Source organism: Halomonas salsilacus (genome assembly GCF_051216275.1).
Lineage (GTDB): Bacteria > Pseudomonadota > Gammaproteobacteria > Pseudomonadales > Halomonadaceae > Halomonas.
The window spans coordinates 231,559-249,456 of record NZ_JBPKAQ010000005.1; the positions used below are offsets into that span (position 1 = coordinate 231,559).

16 protein-coding genes and 1 pseudogene are annotated in these 17,898 nt (G+C 67.8%); 5 read left to right on the forward strand and 12 right to left on the reverse strand.

The window, feature by feature from the left end; all coding sequences use genetic code 11:
- Positions 1-108: 108 nt before the first annotated feature.
- The 5 genes from ACR80S_RS09865 to dksA all read right to left on the reverse strand — a co-directional run bounded on the left by ACR80S_RS09865 (position 109) and on the right by dksA (position 6,048).
- The gene (locus tag ACR80S_RS09865; RefSeq protein ID WP_435400901.1) at positions 109-1,512 is read right to left on the reverse strand and encodes a sigma-54-dependent transcriptional regulator; all 1,404 of its coding nucleotides are present in this window, start codon (positions 1,510-1,512) and stop codon (positions 109-111) included.
- The gene (locus tag ACR80S_RS09870) at positions 1,509-4,448 is read right to left on the reverse strand and encodes an ATP-binding protein (RefSeq protein WP_435400900.1); all 2,940 of its coding nucleotides are present in this window, start codon (positions 4,446-4,448) and stop codon (positions 1,509-1,511) included. The genes ACR80S_RS09865 and ACR80S_RS09870 overlap by 4 nt, the downstream gene beginning before the upstream one ends.
- The gene (locus tag ACR80S_RS09875; protein WP_309637362.1) at positions 4,438-4,614 is read right to left on the reverse strand and encodes a hypothetical protein; all 177 of its coding nucleotides are present in this window, start codon (positions 4,612-4,614) and stop codon (positions 4,438-4,440) included. The genes ACR80S_RS09870 and ACR80S_RS09875 overlap by 11 nt, the downstream gene beginning before the upstream one ends.
- Positions 4,615-4,623: 9 nt before the next feature.
- Positions 4,624-5,526: a tRNA glutamyl-Q(34) synthetase GluQRS gene (gene gluQRS / locus ACR80S_RS09880; protein ID WP_435400899.1), complete on the reverse strand. Its 903-nt coding sequence runs from the start codon at positions 5,524-5,526 to the stop codon at positions 4,624-4,626.
- A gap of 84 nt (positions 5,527-5,610) precedes the next feature.
- Positions 5,611-6,048: an RNA polymerase-binding protein DksA gene (gene dksA, locus ACR80S_RS09885; protein ID WP_435400898.1), complete on the reverse strand. Its 438-nt coding sequence runs from the start codon at positions 6,046-6,048 to the stop codon at positions 5,611-5,613.
- A 236-nt stretch (positions 6,049-6,284) separates the two neighbouring features.
- Between dksA and ACR80S_RS09890 the strand changes: the two genes are divergently transcribed.
- Positions 6,285-7,445: a pyridoxal phosphate-dependent aminotransferase gene (locus ACR80S_RS09890; RefSeq protein ID WP_435400897.1), complete on the forward strand. Its 1,161-nt coding sequence runs from the start codon at positions 6,285-6,287 to the stop codon at positions 7,443-7,445.
- A gap of 8 nt (positions 7,446-7,453) precedes the next feature.
- Positions 7,454-8,212, forward strand: coding sequence for a DNA/RNA nuclease SfsA (gene sfsA, locus ACR80S_RS09895; protein ID WP_435403101.1), 759 nt, complete (start codon positions 7,454-7,456; stop codon positions 8,210-8,212).
- 49 nt (positions 8,213-8,261) lie between these two features.
- On the opposite strand, the gene ACR80S_RS09900 is transcribed toward sfsA, so the two are convergent.
- The 6 genes from ACR80S_RS09900 to ACR80S_RS09925 form a co-directional block, all read right to left on the reverse strand.
- On the reverse strand, positions 8,262-8,717 hold the full coding sequence (locus ACR80S_RS09900; RefSeq protein WP_435400895.1) for a DUF4426 domain-containing protein: 456 nt from the start codon (positions 8,715-8,717) through the stop codon (positions 8,262-8,264).
- Positions 8,718-8,772: 55 nt separating this feature from the next.
- On the reverse strand, positions 8,773-9,369 hold the full coding sequence (metW, locus tag ACR80S_RS09905; protein ID WP_435403104.1) for a methionine biosynthesis protein MetW: 597 nt from the start codon (positions 9,367-9,369) through the stop codon (positions 8,773-8,775).
- Positions 9,369-10,526: a homoserine O-succinyltransferase MetX gene (metX, locus tag ACR80S_RS09910; protein ID WP_435400894.1), complete on the reverse strand. Its 1,158-nt coding sequence runs from the start codon at positions 10,524-10,526 to the stop codon at positions 9,369-9,371. The genes metW and metX overlap by 1 nt, the downstream gene beginning before the upstream one ends.
- Positions 10,527-10,584: 58 nt before the next feature.
- Positions 10,585-11,166 (reverse strand): YggT family protein, encoded by a 582-nt coding sequence (locus ACR80S_RS09915; RefSeq protein ID WP_435403102.1) that lies wholly within the window; start codon positions 11,164-11,166, stop codon positions 10,585-10,587.
- 63 nt (positions 11,167-11,229) lie between these two features.
- Positions 11,230-12,054 carry a pyrroline-5-carboxylate reductase gene (proC, locus tag ACR80S_RS09920; RefSeq protein WP_435400892.1) on the reverse strand — a complete coding sequence of 275 codons (825 nt, stop codon included), beginning with the start codon at positions 12,052-12,054 and terminating at the stop codon, positions 11,230-11,232.
- Positions 12,055-12,126: 72 nt separating this feature from the next.
- Entirely contained in the window at positions 12,127-12,846 is a 720-nt protein-coding gene (locus tag ACR80S_RS09925; RefSeq protein WP_435403103.1) for a YggS family pyridoxal phosphate-dependent enzyme, read from the reverse strand.
- A 66-nt stretch (positions 12,847-12,912) separates the two neighbouring features.
- Here ACR80S_RS09925 and ACR80S_RS09930 point away from each other — a divergent pair, with 66 nt between their 5' ends.
- Both ACR80S_RS09930 and ACR80S_RS09935 read left to right on the forward strand, forming a co-directional pair.
- Entirely contained in the window at positions 12,913-13,947 is a 1,035-nt protein-coding gene (locus ACR80S_RS09930; protein WP_290905701.1) for a type IV pilus twitching motility protein PilT, read from the forward strand.
- A gap of 50 nt (positions 13,948-13,997) precedes the next feature.
- Positions 13,998-15,140, forward strand: a complete 1,143-nt coding sequence (locus tag ACR80S_RS09935) for a PilT/PilU family type 4a pilus ATPase (RefSeq protein WP_435400890.1) — start codon at positions 13,998-14,000, stop codon at positions 15,138-15,140.
- A gap of 21 nt (positions 15,141-15,161) precedes the next feature.
- Here ACR80S_RS09935 and ACR80S_RS09940 read toward each other — a convergent pair.
- Positions 15,162-16,423: pseudogene (locus ACR80S_RS09940) on the reverse strand (anhydro-N-acetylmuramic acid kinase).
- Positions 16,424-16,537: 114 nt separating this feature from the next.
- On the opposite strand from ACR80S_RS09940, the gene tyrS reads away from it, so the two are divergent.
- Entirely contained in the window at positions 16,538-17,737 is a 1,200-nt protein-coding gene (gene tyrS / locus ACR80S_RS09945; RefSeq protein ID WP_435400888.1) for a tyrosine--tRNA ligase, read from the forward strand.
- The last annotated feature ends 161 nt before the right edge of the window (positions 17,738-17,898 follow it).

Sequence of the window (17,898 nt, forward strand, 5' to 3'; positions counted from 1 at the left end):
AAGCCTGACCCCACATGACAGCGCCCGCGGCGGTGGCCGCGGGCGCTTGCGCGTTAGTCTCATGGACGATGGTCGCATAGGTGTGAGGGCCGCATGGGCGGCAGCCGCTCACTCATTCTTGCGTCGTGGGCTCTTCTTGCGGGGGATGCCGAGGCGCTGGCGCCGTTCCCACAGCGACTTGCGACTGATGCCGAGTTTCTGGGCCAGTTCGGTCTCGCTCATCTGGTCCTGGTGCTCGAGCACGAAGTGTTGGAAGTAGTCCTCGAGCGAGAGGTCGTCCTCGCCGCTGCCCTCGGTACCCTGGCCGGTGTCGGCCTTGGCGGGCTCAGGCTCGAGGGGGATCTGGCGTGGTGTGGGGGGCGCGGCGTTAGGCGGCGAGAGCCCCAGGTCATCCGGATGAATCAGGTGCCCCTCGGCGAGGATCACCCCACGCTCGAGGGCGTTTTCCAACTCGCGAACGTTGCCGGGCCAGGGGTAGTCGTGGATCTCGCGACGGGCGGCGCGGGAGAGTCGCAGTCCCTCGCGGTCGTGGCGCTTGCATGCCTTCTCTAACAGGATGTCGGCGATCAACAGCACGTCATCCTCGCGGTCGCGCAGCGGGGGCAGGTCGATCTGCATGACGTTGAGGCGATAGTAGAGGTCGAGGCGAAACTCCCCGGTCTTCGACAGGGCGCGCAGGTCGCGGTGGGTGGCGGCGATCAGGCGCACGTCCACGTGGCGAGTCTCCACCGAGCCGATCTTGCGAATCTCGCCCTCCTGCAGCACCCGCAGCAGCCGGGCCTGGGCGTCCAGCGGCAGCTCGCCGATCTCGTCGAGGAACAGGGTGCCGCCGTCGGCGGCCTCCACCAGGCCGGTGCGGGCGGCGCTGGCGCCGGTGAAGGCGCCCTTCTCGTGGCCGAACAGCTCGGACTCGATCAGCGTCTCGGGGATCGCCGCGCAATTGACGCTGATCAGCGCGGCCCGGGCGCGCTTACTCTGCTGGTGCAGGGCGCGGGCCACCAGCTCCTTGCCGGTGCCCGATTCGCCCTGGATCAGCACGGTGACGTCGGCCGGCGCGGTCTTGCGGATGCGCGAGTAGACCAGTTGCATGGCCGGGCAGTTGCCGATCATCGGCTGGGCCTGGCCGCTGGGCTCAGTGACGTCCGGCGGCTCGGCGCGCCGCGAGGCCTGCAGGTGCAATACACGGGCGACGGTTTCCAGCAGCTCGTCATGGTCGAAGGGCTTGGCAACGTAGTCCACGGCGCCCTGCTTCAGGGCCTCCACCGCCGAGCGCATGCTGGCGTAGCTGGTCATGATCAGCACCGGCACCGGCGCGGCACGGGCAATCAACGCGGTACCGGGCTCGCCGGGCAGACGCAGGTCGCTGATCACCAGGTCGAAGCGCTGCGGGTCCAGGGCCGTGGCTTCGTCGACGGAGCCGGCCTCGTCGACCCGGTAGTCGTGGCGCTCCAGCAGGCGGCGCAGGGCGCTGCGGATGATGGCTTCGTCTTCTACGATCAGGATCCGGCTCATCGCGGTGTATCGCCCTCCTGTGGTTTCAGCGGCAGCCAAAGGCTGATGCGGGTGCCGCGCTCGCGACCCGGCGGCGGCGATTCGATGTCGATCTGGCCGTGGTGCTCGGCGACGATGCTGTAGACCAGCGGCAGGCCCAGCCCCGTGCCCTGGCCGGGGGGCTTGGTGGTGGTGAAGGGCTCGAAGAGGTGGTCGCGCACCCGGTCGTCGATGCCGTGGCCCTCGTCGGTGACGTCGACACGCAGCCCGGCGGCCTCGGCGTGCGCCTCGATGACGACGCGGTCGCCGGGGTCGCTGGCGTCGCGGGCATTGCCGAGCAGGTTGACCATCACCTGCAGCAGCCGCTGGGCATCACCCGGGACGCGAGGGGCGGCGGGGCAGCGGTTCTCGAAGACGACATCCTCGCCCGAGCGGGCGAGATGGATCAAGTGGATGGCCTCGTCGGTGACCTCGGCCAGGGAGACCGGGGCAAACGCCTGCCCGCCCAGGTGGCGCCCGCCGTGGGCAAACCCCACCAGCGATGAGACGATCCGCGAGACCCGGTCGGTGAGCTGCTGGATCTGCTCGGCGGTCTCGAGGATCTCGGGGTCCTCCGTGTCGTAGCGCAGGTTCTGGGCGAGCGACGAGATGCCGGTGATGGGGTTGCCGATCTCGTGGGCCACCCCGGCGGCCAGCTGGCCGATGGAGGCCAGGCGTGCGGCATGGACCAGCTCGTCCTCCAGCCACTTCATTTCGCTGTGGTCCTCCACCAGGATCACCATGCCCCCGGGTTCACTGTCATCGCCGGCGAGCTCGGCCTTGTGCAGGCTCAAGTAGCGGACGCCCCCCTCCAGGGTGACCGGCTGCTTGTAGAGGTGGCTGTGCGACTCGGCGAGGATGCGGCCGAGCAATTCGCCCCAGGGGGCCGGCAGGCTGTCGCGGCGGGCGCCGATCACGCTGGCGCCCTGGATGCCGCTGAGCGCGGCCAGGGCGTCGTTCCACATCAGCAGCTCGCCGTCATCACCGAAGGCGCACAGTCCCACCGGCAGGCGGGTCAGGGTGCGGCGGTGGTAGCGGCGCAGGCCGTCGAGCTCCCGGGCCAGGCCGGTGAGTCGCGAGCGGTAGGCCTCCAGGCGGCTCTCCACGTAGTGGATGTCCTCGGTGGCAGCGGCGCTGCCCTCGCGGTAGGGCAGGTAGCGGTCGACGATGTCCTGGGCCACCGAGGGGCCCATCAGGCCGGAGAGGTTGGCCTGCAGGCGGTCACGCAGCCGGCGCAGGGCGTAGGGTCGGCCGTCCAGGGGGCCAAGCCCTAGATCGTCCAGGGCCCGCCCCACCTCGCGCTGTGCCGCCTCGTCGCCCAGGGCACGGGCGAGGTGGATCTTGAACTCCTCGCCGTTAGCGGCCTCCAGCGGCAGGCGCTTGGGGCGGATCACGGCATCCACCGAGCAGGCCTCGGCGGCGGCCCGCTCCCCTTCGGAGGTGCGCGTGGCCAGGGAGACGATGATGAAGACCAGGGCGTTGCCGGCCAGGGAGACCAGGGTGATCACGTACCATTCCGGCTCGCCAGCCACGGCCTCGAGTCCGGGGGGGATCACCACCAGCGGGGGCAGTCCGGTGAGCAGTGGCCCCCACAGGCCGAGCAGCCACACCAGAAGGCCGACCACCAGGCCCGCGATCATTCCCTTGCGGTTGGCGCCGGGCCAGTAGAGCAGGGCCAGCAGCCCCGGCAGGCACTGGGCCATGCCGACGAAGGCGGCCAGGGCCAGGGTGGTGAGGTCGTGATGCACACCCACGGTACGGTAGAAGAGCCAGCCGCCCAGCACCACGGCGCCCACCAGGGCGCGGCGCAGCCACAGCAGCCAGCGGTAGAGGTCCTGCTGGGCCTCAGGGGGGTGGGCCACCAGCAGCACGTGGTTGAGGATCATGCCCGACAGCGCCAGGGCGATCAGCACCATGGTGGCGCTGGTGGCGGCGAGCCCGGCGATGAAGGCCAGCGACTGCATCCACAGCGACTCCGACAGCCCGAAGGCCAGGTAGGCAGCGGGCAGCACGTCGCCTGCGCCGAGGCGCTGGCCCGCCCACAGGATCAGCGGCACCGGGAGGGCCATCAGCAGCAGGAACAGCGGCAGTGCCCAGCTGGCCTGCAGCAGGGTGTGGCGGGAGTGGGTCTCGGTGAAGGTGATGTGGAAGATGTGGGGCATCAACAGGGCCGCGGCGAAGAACAGCAGCAGCAGAGTGCGCCAGTGAGCCGGGTCGGGCTGCACCACGCCGGCCTGGAAGGCCTGGCCGGGGCCGTCGAGCCAGGCCTGGAGGTCGGCGGGACCGTCGAAGACCACGAAAAGCGCGAAGGCGCCGAGGCCCAGCATGGCAACCAGCTTGACCAGGGAAGAGAGGGCGATGACCGCCAGCAGGCTGTCGTGGTGGCTATCCACGCACCCCTGGCGCGTTCCGAACAGCATGGCGAACAGGGCGATCATGGCGCAGAAGGCGAGCGCTAGCAGCGACGGCGAGGCGGCGCCGGTCATCAGGAAGATGGCATCGCCCATGGTCTGCACCTGCAGGGCCAGCAGCGGCAGCACCGCCAGCAGGCTGATCAGGGTGATCAGGGTGCCTACCCAGCGCGAGCGAAAGCGGAAGGCGAACAGGTCGGAAAGGGAGGTCAGCTGGTAGGTGCGGGTCATGCGCTGGATCGGGACCAGCAGCACCGGGGCGAGCAGGAAGGCCCCGGCCACGCCCAGGTAGTAGGCCAGGTAGCCGTAGCCGGAGGTGGAGGCGAGCTCCAGGCTGCCGTAGATCGCCCAGGCGCTGGCGTAGACCCCGAGTGCCAGGGTGTAGACCACCGGGTGGCGGGTGATGCGCGTGCCGACCACCCCGCGCTCCACCGCCAGTGCGCAGACGAAGAGCACCAGCAGAAAGCCGGTGCCCAGGGCGAACATGCCGGCCAGGCTAGCGTTCATCGAGCTTCCTCTTCTGCTCCAGCCACAGGGTCAGCGCGATCAGCACGCCCCAGATCATGAAGGGCCGGTACCAGGCCACGCCGGGGCTGGCCCAGCCGCTCATCATCAGCGGCGAGAGCAGGTAGCCGCCGAGCACCAGGAACAGCAGGATGCGATAGACGTACATGACAGCCTCTCAGTCGGACCCAGGTGCAGCGCCTTCGGTCGTGCGGTGCGGTTTCGGGCGGATGCGGGAAACCTCCCAGTGGGCGATCCCCCAGGCGAGCTGCTCGGCGACCGGCGCCCCGGCAAGGCCGTCGGGCGGCGCCTGGTCCAGGGCCGTCAAGGCGGCGTGCAGCAGCGGGCGCACGGCGTCGTCGTCGGTGGGCAGGGCCGGGGCCAGGTTCTGCTTGGAGAGCTTCTGACCCCCCTCGTCGATGATCAGCGGCAGGTGCAGATAGCGCGGCTCGGGGAGGCCCAGGGCGTGCTGCATCTGGCGCTGCCAGGGGGTGTTGTCGAGCAGGTCGAAGCCGCGCACCACGTCGCTGATCCCCTGATCTGCGTCGTCTACCACCACGGCGAGCTGGTAGGCCCAGAGGTCATCCTTGCGCTTGAGTACCACGTCGCCAAGCCCGGCGGGGTCAAAGCGTTGCTCGCCGAACAGGCGGTCCTGCCAGACCACCGGACGCAGCCCCAGATCGCCGCGCAGCCGCCAGGCCACCGGCCTGCCGGGTTCGCGCACGCCTTCCCGACACCAGCCAGGATAGATGGGGTAGTCGCGCCACTGCTTGCGCGAGCAGCTGCAGGGGTAGGCGAGGCCCTGGTCGACTAGCCGGTCGAGTGCCGCCTGATAGACGCCATCGCGGTTCTGCTGCCACAGCACCGGGCCATCCCAGTGCAGGCCGAAGGCCGTGAGCTGGTGCTGGATCTGGTCGGCGGCACCCGGTGGGCAGCGCGGAGGGTCAATATCCTCAATGCGCAGCCGCCACTTGCCGCCGGCGTGGCGAGCATCCAGAAAGCTGGCCAATGCCGCCACCAGGGAGCCGAAGTGCAGCGGGCCGGAGGGGGTCGGGGCGAAGCGTCCATGGTAGTGGTTCATTAGCCGCTTCCTTCATCAGACATGCGAACGGGCACCCAGGGGTGCCCGTTGCGACGCTTCATGCAGGCCATCGGCATGCCCGGATCAGCCGCCCAGCTGCTTTTCCTTGAGCTCGGCCAGCGTCTTGCAGTCGACGCACAGGGTGGCCGTGGGGCGCGCCTCGAGGCGGCGGATGCCGATTTCGACGCCACAGGCCTCACAGAAGCCATAGTCATCCTCGTCGATGTTGTCGAGGGTCTCGTTGATCTTCTTGAGCAGCTTGCGCTCGCGATCCCGGGTGCGCAGCTCCAGGCTGAAGCCCTCTTCCTGGGTGGCACGGTCGGCCGGGTCGGCGTAGTTGTTCGCCTCTTCCTGCAGATGACGCACGGTGCGGTCCACCTCTTCCATGAGCTCCTGCTTCCAGCCCAGCAGGATCTGTCGGAAGTGCTCCAGCTGCTGCTCGTTCATGTACTCTTCCCCCGCCGCCGGCTCGTAGGGGGTAAACTTCTTGGGCGCTTCCACTTTCTTGTCGGCTACTGGCATGGGACTGCCTCGTTACTTGAGTGACTGCTGATCAATACCCGCCCTTAGCAAGGTATCTCACGCCAAAGGGATGCTTGTTTATCGGAAAAGCCGGGGGTTTGCAACCTCGTCGGCACCGCCGGCTGCGGCCCTGCCACCAAAGTCGCTACACTAGGGCCCTTCAATGACATGACGCTTTGACCGTGCCGCGGGGCCTGGCTCCCGGGTGTCCACCTCTCGTTCACAGGAGTCTTGCCATGGCGTGGAGTCCACGCATCGACCGGGTCGCCCCCTTTCGGGTGATGAGCCTGCTGGAAATCGCCCAGGCCCGCGAGGCGGCCGGCCACGACGTCATCCATCTGGAAGTGGGCGAGCCCGACTTCCCAACCCCGGCGCCGGTGGTGGCCGCCGGTCAGGCGGCACTGGCCGCGGGCCATACCCGCTACACGCCGGCGGCGGGACTTCCCGCGCTGCGCTCGGCGATCGCCGGCCACTATGCCGAGCACTTCGATGCCGAGGTCGATCCCGGGCGGATCCTGGTGACCCCTGGGGCCTCCGGAGCGCTGCTGCTGGCCAGCCAACTGCTGGCCGGCCCCGGCGACCGGGTGCTGATGGCCGATCCCAACTATCCCTGCAACCGCCACTTCATGGCCCTGGCCGGCGCCGAGGTGGATGCTGTGCCGGTGGGCCCGGAGAGTGGCTGGCAGCTGGACGCCGGGCTGATCGAGGCCCACTGGCGCGACGCCACCCGGCTGGCGATGCTGGCCACGCCCTCGAACCCCACCGGCCACATGCTCGATGCCAAGCAGCTGGCGGCGGTGGCCACGACGGTGGCAGCGAGGGGCGGCCACCTGCTGGTGGACGAGATCTATCAGGGGCTCTGCTTTGATCTCGAGCCGCTCTCGGTGGCATCGATCACCCCGGACGCCTTCGTGGTCAACAGCTTTTCCAAGTACTTCGGCATGACCGGCTGGCGGCTGGGCTGGCTGCTGGCGCCGGAGGCAGCGGTGGAGCCGCTCACCCGGCTGGCCCAGAACGTCTTCCTGGCCGCCTCCACCCCGGCCCAGCATGCGGCCCTGGCCGCCTTCACCCCCGAGTGCCGGGAGATTCTCGAGGCCCGGCGCGTCGAACTGGGACGCCGCCGGGATGCCCTGCTGGCGCGACTGGCGCGCCTGGGGCTGGCGCCCTCGCTGCCGCCCCAGGGGGCCTTCTACCTGTGGCTCGACATCTCCCGCTACAGCGACGACAGCCAGGCCTTCTGCCGGCGCCTGCTGGAGGAGGAGAACGTGGCGATCACGCCGGGCATCGACTTCGCCCTGGTGGGCAGCGAGCGTCATGTGCGCATCGCCTTCACCACGGGCATCCCCAGGCTCGAGGAGGCGGTGAGCCGACTCGAGCGCTTCCTGGCGCGCCGATAGGGGCGGACATGGACTACCCTGGCCTGGTGCCCGGCACCCTGCTGCGCCGCTACAAGCGCTTCCTCGCCGACATATGTCTCGACGATGGCCGCGAGGTGGTGGCCCACTGTCCCAACACCGGCTCCATGCGGGCGGTGAACGTGACAGGCTGCCGGGTGTGGCTCGCGCCCAGCGACAACCTGGCGCGCAAGCTGGCCTGGACCTGGGAGCTGATCGAGCTGCCCCAACCCGACGGCCGTCTGGTCGCCGCCTCGGTGCACACCGGGCGAGCCAATCGCATCGTCGAGGAGGCGCTGCGAGAGGGGCGGGTTCCCGGCCTTGACGGCTATGCCGAGCTGAAGCGCGAGGCGACGGTGGTGATCGGCAAGGAGAAGGCCTCACGTCTCGACTTCCGCCTCGAGGATCCCGTGCACGGCACCGCCTTCGTGGAGGTCAAACAGGTGACCCTTAGGGAGGAGGACGGACACGGCTACTTTCCCGACGCCGTGAGCGAGCGGGGCCGGAAACACCTGGAGGTGCTGGCGGCCCTGGCCGAGGGTGGGCAGCGTGCGGTGCTGCTGTTCTGCGTGGCCCACGAGGGCATCGATGACGTGGCCCCGGCGGCCCATCTGGACCCGACCTATGCAGCAACGCTCAGGATGGCGGTGGCCCGCGGCGTGGAGGTGATGGCGCACCGCTGCGAGGTGGAGCGTTGCGCCGGCGTGCCGATCGCGATCCGCCTGGGGCAGGCGCTGCCCGTGGACCTCAAGCGAAGCCTTAGATCGTGAAAGATGGCGCCGTGAAGGATGGCGATGTTACGGGCAGCGCCGGGGGGGGTCAGCGGTCGATATAGAAGCGCTGGATGAAGCTGACCCTGGCCGGCTCGGCGTTGCGGTCGTGAAGGACCTCCAGATCGAAGCGCATCGCCTCGTCGTCGTGGATGCGGAACACCGCAATCTGCGAGGGAACGTCGCCGCTGCGCAGGGTGCGGAAACTCAGCGGCGTGCGCGCGTCGCTGCTGCCAAGCCCTCCGACCGTGCCGTTCACGGTGGTGGGCAGGGCACGGGTGGTGCCGTCCTCGCGCTCCTCGAGCACGCTGACGTTGAGCAGCGCCATCGCGGTGCTGCGCTGGATGCCGTGCTCTCGGGCCACCGCCTCGGGCAGGAAGCTGGTGTTCACCGCACTGTAGTGGATCTGGTAATTGCCGATCTGCTCATACTGCTGGGCGGCGGCAGGGCCGACCAGCAGGGCCAGGATGGCGGCCGCCAGGAAGGCCGGGATGCCAGGTTTCATCGTCACCCCTCTTGACTCCCCTATTGGTGATCGACGCTGTTGCGCCGTGATCGGGTCAGCCGCGAGCGACCCGGAAGATCGCGATCTCGCCGAACAGGTTGGGCCACAGCCGCGAGGTCCAGTGGCCCTCATGGTCGCCGATGCCCACCGCTCGGTCGACGATGATAAGACCCTTGTCCCGGCACAGTTGTTCAAAGTCGTTGAAGGTCGACAGATGAATGTTGGGGGTGTCGTACCAGGCGTGGGGCAGCGACTTGGAGACCGGCATGTAGCCGCGAATGCCCAGGTGCACCCGGTGGCGCCAGTAGGCGAAGTTGGGGAAGGTGATAATCGCTTCGCTGGCGACCCGCAGCATCTCGTCGAGCATTCGGTCGGGGCGACGCAGCGCCTGCAGGGCCTGGGTCATGATCACCAGATCGCAGGCGTCGTCGTCGAAGTTGGCCAACCCGTCGTCGAGGTTTTGCTCGATGACGTTTACGCCGCGGGCGATGCAGCCGGTGATGCCGTCCGGGTCGATCTCCAGGCCATAGCCGGTGACGTGCTTGTCCCTGGCGAGGGCCGCCAGCAAGCTGCCATCGCCGCACGCCAGGTCGAGGATGTGGGCCCCCTCGGGGATCCAGTCATGGATCAGCTTGAAGTCGGGGCGGTTCATCATGGGCGTGTCTCCAGCCCGAGATCCCGGGCCACGCGGTCCATGAAGGCCCCGAACACCGCCTGGTAGCGAGGCTCCGGCATCAGGAAGGCGTCGTGGCCGTGGGTCGAGTCGATGTTGGCATAGCTGACCGGCTTGCCGGCGCGCACCAGGGCGTTGACCAGTTCCCGGGAGCGTGGCGGCGGAAAGCGCCAGTCGGTGGTGAAGCTGACCACCAGGAAGGGGCAGGTGGCCGGGGCCAGGGCCTGGGCCAGGTCGCTATCATGGGCCGCGGCCGGGTCGAAGTAGTCCAGCGCCTTGGTCATCAACAGGTAGGTGTTGGCGTCGAAGGAGGTGGAGAAGGTGTCACCCTGGTAGCGCAGGTAGGACTCCACCTGGAACTCCACGTCGAAGCCGAAGTTGAGGTCGTCGGCGCGCAGGTCGCGGCCGAACCTGTGGCCCATGGCATCCTCGGAGAGGTAGGTGATGTGCCCCACCATGCGGGCCAGCTTGAGGCCGCGGCGCGGCACCGTGTCGTGCTCGTCGTACCAGCCATCGTGGAAGTCGGGGTCGGAGCGGATCGCCTGGCGTGCCACCTCGTTGAAGGCGATGTTCTGGGCCGAGAGCTTGGCGGTGGCGGCGATCACCGCGGCGCTGGCGACCCGCTCCGGGTAGGCGAGGGTCCACTGCAGCGCCTGCATGCCGCCCAGGCTGCCGCCGATCACCGCGGCGAAGCGCTCGATGCCCAGCCGGTCGGCCAGTCGGACCTGGCTGTTGACCCAGTCGCTCACGGTCACCATCGGGAACTCCGGCCCCCACAGGCGGCCGGTCTCCGGGTTCTCGCGGTTGGGCCCGGTGCTGCCGTGGCAGCCGCCGAGATTGTTGAGCGTGACCACGAAGAAGCGATCGGTGTCGACGGACTTGCCGGGACCGATATGGGCGTCCCACCAGCCCGGCTTGCGCTCGTCGGCGCGATGATAGCCGGCGGCGTGGTGGTGACCGGATAGCGCGTGGCAGATCAGCACCGCATTGGAGCGCTCGGCGTTCAGGGTGCCATAGGTCTCGTAGACGAGGTCGTAGGCCGGCAGCGTCCTGCCGCAGGCCAGGGCCAGGGGGTCGTCGAAGTGCGCCGTCTGGGGCGTCACCAGGCCGACCGAGTCAACAGGGAGCTCGGGCATCAGTCGTTCCGTGTCCAGTCGTTGCGGTGGGCGGCGAGTGGGTGCTCAAAGCCGGGGCTCAAAGCCCGACCAGGGCGCCGGCCACGCCGGCGGCGCGGGTCAGCGAGCCCACCACGATACCATCGATCAGGCTGATGGCGATGAAAGCCACGATGGGCGAGAGGTCGATCATGCCCAGGGGCGGGATGACCTTGCGCAGGGGCGCCATGATCGGCTCAACCAGCTGCATCACCAGCAGTGCTCCGGGGTGGCTGGCGTTGGGCGCCACCCAACTGAGGATGATCATCGCGATCAGCGCGAAGAAGTAGATCTTGAGGATGGCATTGGCCAGCGCCGCCACGGCTCCGATGGCCACGCTGGCGATGGGCGCCATGCCGAAGCCGGCCAGCTGCAGGATGATGACGATGCTGACCGCCTTGATCACGAAGCTGGCCGCCAGGGTGGCCATGTCGAAGCGCCCCATCACCGGGCCCAGGAAGCCCTGGAAGGGACGCACCGCCGGCTGGGTGATCTTCACCACCGTCTGGCTGATTGGATTGTAGTAGTCGGCCTGTGACGCCTGCAGCAGGAAGCGCAACATCAGCAGGAAGATGTACAGGTTGACCAGAGTGTTGACCAGCAGCAGGCCGGCATTTCCCATGAGGGTTCCTCCATGTCGTGGGCAGGCCGCCGTCCGGCGGCCCCTTGAAACCGATGCCTGGAATCAGCGGCCGCCGAGCTCTGTGGCCATCTCCCGGGCGCGCGCGGCGCAGGCGTCCATGGCTTCGGCGAGGATGCGGCGCAGCTCGGCCGCCTCGAGATGCTCGACGGCGCGCTCAGTGGTACCGCCGGGCGACATCACGTCGCGCTTGAGCTCGGCGGGGGTCTTGTCGCTGGCCATCGCCATCTTGGCCGCGCCGAAGGCGGTCTGCATGGCCAGGCGCCGGGCGGTCTCGGCGGGCAGGCCGAGCTTGACGCCGGCCTCCTCCATGGCCTCGAACATCAGGAAGAAATAGGCAGGGCCGCTCCCTGAGACGGCAGTCACCGCATCCAGCAGCACCTCGTCGTCGACCCATTCTACCAGGCCCACGGCTTCCATCAGCTCGCTGGCGACCTGGCGCTGCTCCTCGCTGACGCTAGCATTGGCATAGAGGCCGGAGGCGCCGGCGCCGACCAGGGCTGGGGTATTGGGCATGCAGCGCACCAGCGGCAACTCGCCGCCCAGCCAGGTCTCGAGGGTAGCGGCATCGAGGCCGGCGGCCACCGAGATGATCAGCGGGCGTCGACGCTGGACCACGCTGGCCAGCCCCTCGCATACCTCCTTCATCACCTGGGGCTTCACCGCCAGCACGACGACGTCGGCCTGGGCCACGGCGGCGAGGTTGTCGGTGTTGGTGTGGATGCCGTAGCGCTCGTGCACCGGGGCGAGGAAGGCGTCGCTGGGGGAGGTGGCGGTGATCGCGGAGGGCGAGTAGCCGCTGTCGATCATTCCCCCGATGATGGCGCTGGCCATGTTGCCGGCGCCGATGAAGGTGACTCTGGTGGCCATGGGGTGTGTCCTGTGTCGCTCTACGAGTGGGGCCGGTGCAGGCATCCGGCGGCTTCGGTAGTCGGTTGGTGCTCAGCGGGGGCTTTTGCGCTCCCCGAAGATGGCGGTACCTACCCTCACCAGGGTGGCACCCTCCAGCACCGCGGCCTCGAGGTCATGGGTCATGCCCATGGAGAGGGTGTCCAGCGGTGCCTTGGGGAAGCGGTCCTGCAGGGCCTCCAGGGCCTCGCGCAGCCGGGCAAGGGGCTCGCGCTGGGCGCCCATGTCTTCGCTCGGGGCCGGAATCGCCATCAGCCCGCGCAGGCGCAGTCGCGGCATCGCTAGCACCGCCTCGGCCAGTGCCGGCAGGTCGGGGAGGCTCACCCCGGACTTGCTGGGCTCCGCGCTGATATTAACCTGCAGGCATACCTCGAGGGGCGGCAACCCTTCCGGGCGTTGATCGTTCAGGCGTCGGGCGATCTTCTCGCGATCTACGCTGTGTACCCAGGCGAAGTGGTCGGCCACCTCGCGGGTCTTGTTGGACTGCAGTGGACCGATGAAATGCCAGACGATGCCCTCGAGGTCGGCCAGTTCGACCTGCTTGGCCAGCGCTTCCTGGACGTAGTTCTCGCCGAATTCGCGCTGGCCGAGATGCCAGGCCTCGCGGACCAGTGTCGCCGGCTTGGTCTTGCTGACCGCCAGCAGGCGCGCGCCGGTCGTCGGCCGGCCGGCGGCGGAAAGGGCATCGGCAAGACGCCGACGCACGGTGGCCAGCGATTCGGCGAGGGGGGTGGAGGCAGAAGGGGCTGTCATGTGGCAAGCTCTGTCATACTGAACATTACAAGATGTCACCAGGGCTGCGGGAGTAAGGGAAAACGCATGGATATTACCGAACTGCTGGCGTTCTCGGCAAAACAGAAGGCCTCCGACCTGCATCTGTCGGCGGGCCTGCCGCCGATGATCCGGGTCGATGGCGACATTCGCCGCCTGAACGTGCCGGCCATGGAGGACCGCGAGGTCCGCAAGCTGATCTACGACATCATGGCCGACCGCCAGCGCCGTGACTATGAGGAGTTCTTCGAAACAGACTTCTCCTTCGAGGTGCCGGGCGTATCGCGATTTCGTGTCAACGTCTTCAATCATGCGCGCGGCGCCGGGGCGGTGTTCCGCACCATTCCCACCGACGTGCTGACCCTGGAGGACCTCGGCCTCGGCACCGTCTTCCGTCAGCTCTCCATGCTGCCCCGCGGCCTGGTGCTGGTGACCGGCCCCACCGGTTCGGGCAAGAGCACGACGCTGGCGGCGATGATCGACTTCATCAACGACAACCGCTATGAGCATATTCTCACCATCGAGGATCCGGTGGAATTCGTCCACCGCAGCAAGCGTTGCCTGATCAACCAGCGTGAGGTGCACCGCGATACCCACGGCTTCGCACCGGCGCTGCGCAGTGCCCTGCGCGAGGACCCGGACGTGATCCTGGTCGGCGAGCTGCGCGATCTGGAGACCATCCGGCTGGCGCTCACTGCGGCGGAGACCGGCCACCTGGTGTTCGGCACCCTGCACACCACCTCGGCGGCCAAGACCATCGACCGGATCATCGACGTCTTCCCCGGGGATGAGAAGTCCATGGTGCGCTCGATGCTCTCTGAGTCTCTCCAGGCGGTGGTCTCCCAGGCGCTGCTCAAGCGCATGGGGGGCGGCCGCGTGGCGGCCCACGAGATCCTGATCGCCACCGCGGCGGTGCGCAACCTGATCCGCGAGGACAAGGTCGCGCAGATCTACTCGGCCATCCAGACCGGCGGCAACCTGGGCATGCAGACCCTGGATGCCTCGCTGGCCAAGCTGGTGGCGGACAACGTGGTGGCGCGCGACGAGGCACAGGCCAAGGCCAAGGGCATGTTGGCGAACTGAGCAGGAGTTCGGCCGTTCGGCAGGGAACAACGGGGAAGAGGAGCAAGGATATGACGGCGAAAGAGTGGCTCTACCAGCTGCTGGATATCATGGTGCAGAAGGAGGCGTCGGATCTGCTGATCTCGGTGAACGCGCCGCCAACCCTCAAGATGGCCGGCAAGCTGACCCCCATGGGGGACCAGGGACTTAGCGTGGAGCAGGTCAATGAACTGGTCAGTGCGTCGATTCCGGAGACGGTGATGGCGCGCTTCCAGGTCGAGCGCGAGGCCAACTTCGCACTCAGCCTCAAGGACAAGGGGCGCTTTCGCGTCAGCGCCTTCCAGCAGCGCAACCAGAAGGCCATGGTGATCCGGCGTATTGCCTTCGAGATTCCCCACCTGGAAGAGCTGTCGCTGCCGCCGGTGCTGGGTGAACTGGCCAATATCAAGCGCGGCCTGGTTTTCGTGGTGGGCGGCACCGGTACCGGCAAGTCGACCACCCTGGCGTCGATGATCCAGCAGCGCAACGAAACTCTGGGCGGCCATATCATCAGTGTCGAGGATCCCATCGAGTACGTGCACCCTCACAAGAAGGCGATCATCAACCAGCGCGAGGTGGGGATAGATACGGACTCCTTCGAGGTGGCGCTGAAGAACACGCTACGCCAGGCTCCCGACGTGATCCTGATCGGCGAGATCCGCACGCGGGAGACCATGGAGCACGCCCTCACCTTCGCCGAGACCGGTCACCTCTGCCTGGCCACCTTGCATGCCAACAACGCCAACCAGGCCCTGGATCGCATCATCAACTTCTTTCCCATGGAGCGTCACGGCCAGATTTGGCTCGACCTGTCTCTCAACCTGCGTGCCATCGTGGCCCAGCAGCTGCTGCCCACGGTGGATGGCGGGCGCTGCCCGGCCATCGAGATCATGCTCAAGTCGCCGCTGATCGGGGACCTGATACGCAAGGGCGAGGTCAACGAGATCAAGAGCGTCATGGCCCGCTCCCGGGACCTGGGCATGCAGACCTTCGATCAGGCGCTCTACGATATCTTCAAGGCGGGCAAGATCACCGAGGAGGTGGCGCTGGTGCACGCCGATTCGGCCAATGACCTACGCATGATGATCAAGTACGGCGACGCCGGCAGCGAGGGGATGACCCAGGCCCGCGAGGCGGCCAGCCACCTCTCGCTGAAGCGTGACGACGAGTTCTAGGCCGCTCTCCCGGTGCGTGGATCAGGGAGCGTAGACGCCTCCAAGCACGCGGGGCCCCGCGGCGCCGGTCACCGAGGGCAGGTTACCCGGCAGGCTCTGCAGCCTGCGCCAGGCCAGCCAGGCGAATGCACCGGCCTCGAGCCAGTCGGCATGCCAGCCCGATGCCGCGATGTTGGTGAGGGTCGAGTCGGGCAGATGACGGGCGAGGCGTGCCAGCAGGTCGCGGTTGTGGGCGCCGCCCCCGCAGGGAATCAGCCGCGCCGCCGCAGNGCATGCCAGCCCGATGCCGCGATGTTGGTGAGGGTCGAGTCGGGCAGATGACGGGCGAGGCGTGCCAGCAGGTCGCGGTTGTGGGCGCCGCCCCCGCAGGGAATCAGCCGCGCCGCCGCAGGCGCTTCGAGCCGTTCCCGCGCCATGGTCACCGCCCGCGCCACGCTTTCGGCGGTCAGCTCCGCCAGGGTGGCCTGCACGTCCTCGAGTCGCTCCTCTCCCGTCAGGTGGGCATCCAGCCAGGGGAGGTTGAACAGCTCCCGTCCGGTGCTGCGCGGCGGGGGCAGGTGGAAGAAGGGCGCGGCCAGCAGCCGCGCCAATAGCGCCTCGTCGACCCGCCCCGAGGCCGCCCAGGCGCCGTCCTTGTCGAAGTTGCCGCCGCGGTGCCTTAAGTGCCAGGCGTCCAGCAGGGCGTTGGCCGGCCCCGAGTCGAACCCCAGCGGCGCCCGGGGGTCCTCGGCCGGCGGCAGCAGAGTCAGGTTGGCGAACCCTCCCAGGTTGAGCACCAGGCGCCACTCGTTGGTCGCTCGGAACAGCGCCTCGTGGAAGGCCGGCGCCAGGGGGGCGGCCTGGCCGCCGGCCGCCAGGTCGCGGCGACGGAAGTCGGCCACCACGGTGAGGCCGGTGAGTTCCGCGAGGAGACTGGGGTTGTCGAGCTGCAGGGTGTAGGCGGGGCCGCCGGCGTGCCCCAGCGGGGCGTGTTCGACGGTCTGACCGTGGCTGCCGATGGCCGCGACCGCGTTGTGAGGCGTGTCGCTGTCAGCCAGCACTGCGGCCACGGCCTTTGCCTGAAGCCGGCAGAAGGCATCCTCGGCCGCCGCCAACTCGGCAAAGCTTGCCCGCTCGGCGTGGCAGAGCCCCCAAAGCCGCTCGCGCAGCGCCGCGGGCATCGGCTCGGCGTGGCTGGCCAGCAGGCGTGGCTGGGTGCCAAAAGGCATATCGTCGATCTCCACCAGGGCGGCATCGATGCCGTCCAGGCTGGTGCCGGACATCAGGCCTATATAGAGGGGCATATCACTCTCTCGGGTCGTGGGACGTCACCGCAAGGTGTCGACTCATGCTACCATTCTGCCCCATTCGATGGCCCCTGCCGGGGCCCGGCAACCGAACACATGGAGTAGGAGACGATGAGCGATGTGGCGAGCGCGCTGGCGCTGCTGAAGCGAGGCACCCAGGAGATTCTGCTGGAAGATGAGCTGGTCAAGAAGCTGGCGTCCGGCCGCAAATTGCGTATCAAGGCGGGCTTCGATCCCACCGCCCCTGATCTGCACTTGGGGCACAGCGTGCTGCTGACCAAGATGCGCCAGTTTCAGGATCTCGGCCACCAGATTATCTTCCTGATCGGCGACTTCACCGGTCGTATCGGCGACCCTACCGGCAAGAACGTCACCCGCAAGCCGCTCACCGAGGAGGAGGTACGCGTCAACGCCGAGACCTACAAGGAGCAGGTGTTCAAGATTCTCGATCCCGAGAAGACCGAGGTGCGCTTTAACTCCGAGTGGTTCACCGAGCTTTCCGCCGCCAAGATGATCGAGCTGGCGGCCCAGAGCACCGTGGCGCGGATGCTCGAGCGCGACGACTTCGACAAGCGCTACAGAGCCGGCCAGCCGATCTCCATCCACGAGTTTCTCTATCCGCTGGTGCAGGGCTATGACTCCGTGGCGCTGGATGCCGACATAGAAATGGGCGGCACGGACCAGAAGTTCAACCTGCTAATGGGCCGTGAGGTACAGAAGCATCATGGCATGGCGCCCCAGGTGGTGATCACCATGCCGCTGCTGGAAGGGCTGGACAGCGTGCAGAAGATGTCCAAGTCGCTGGGCAACTACGTGGGCGTGGACGAGGCGCCAGGCGCGATGTTCAACAAGCTCGTCTCTATGCCGGACAGCTTGATCTGGCGCTACTTCGAGCTCCTTTCGCTCAAGTCCAACGAGGAGATCGAGACGCTCAAGCGTGACGTGGTAGCCGGCGCGAATCCCCGCGACATCAAGATGCTTCTGGCCCGTGAGTTGATCGGGCGCTACCACGGCGAAGTGGCGGCGGCGAACGCCCATCGCTCCGCCGGCAACCAGTTGGCCGAGGGCGAGTTGCCCGAAGACCTGCCAGAGGTGGCGGTGGACTTCCAGGGTGGCGAGCAAGCGCCAATCGCCGCTGTGCTTAACCGCTCTGGCCTTTCCAACAACAGCGCTCAGGCCAAGGACATGCTCGGCAACGGCCGGGTCAAGGTGGATGGCGAGGTGGTCGAGCGCGACCATATGCTCGATACTGGCAAGAGCTATGTGATCCAGGCCGGCAAGAAACGCTACGCCCGGGTCACGCTCACCTAGCGGCATGATGGCAGGCCTCTGTGGATGCTTTTTGCCACCTCCCTTTCGCCATCCTGTCATGGTCCTGAAATTTTTTTACACGAAGGCCTTGCGGGGTGGCGGGGAAAACCGTAGAGTACGCATCCGCTGCCGGCAACGGGCCACGTTGTCAGCGGTGAAGG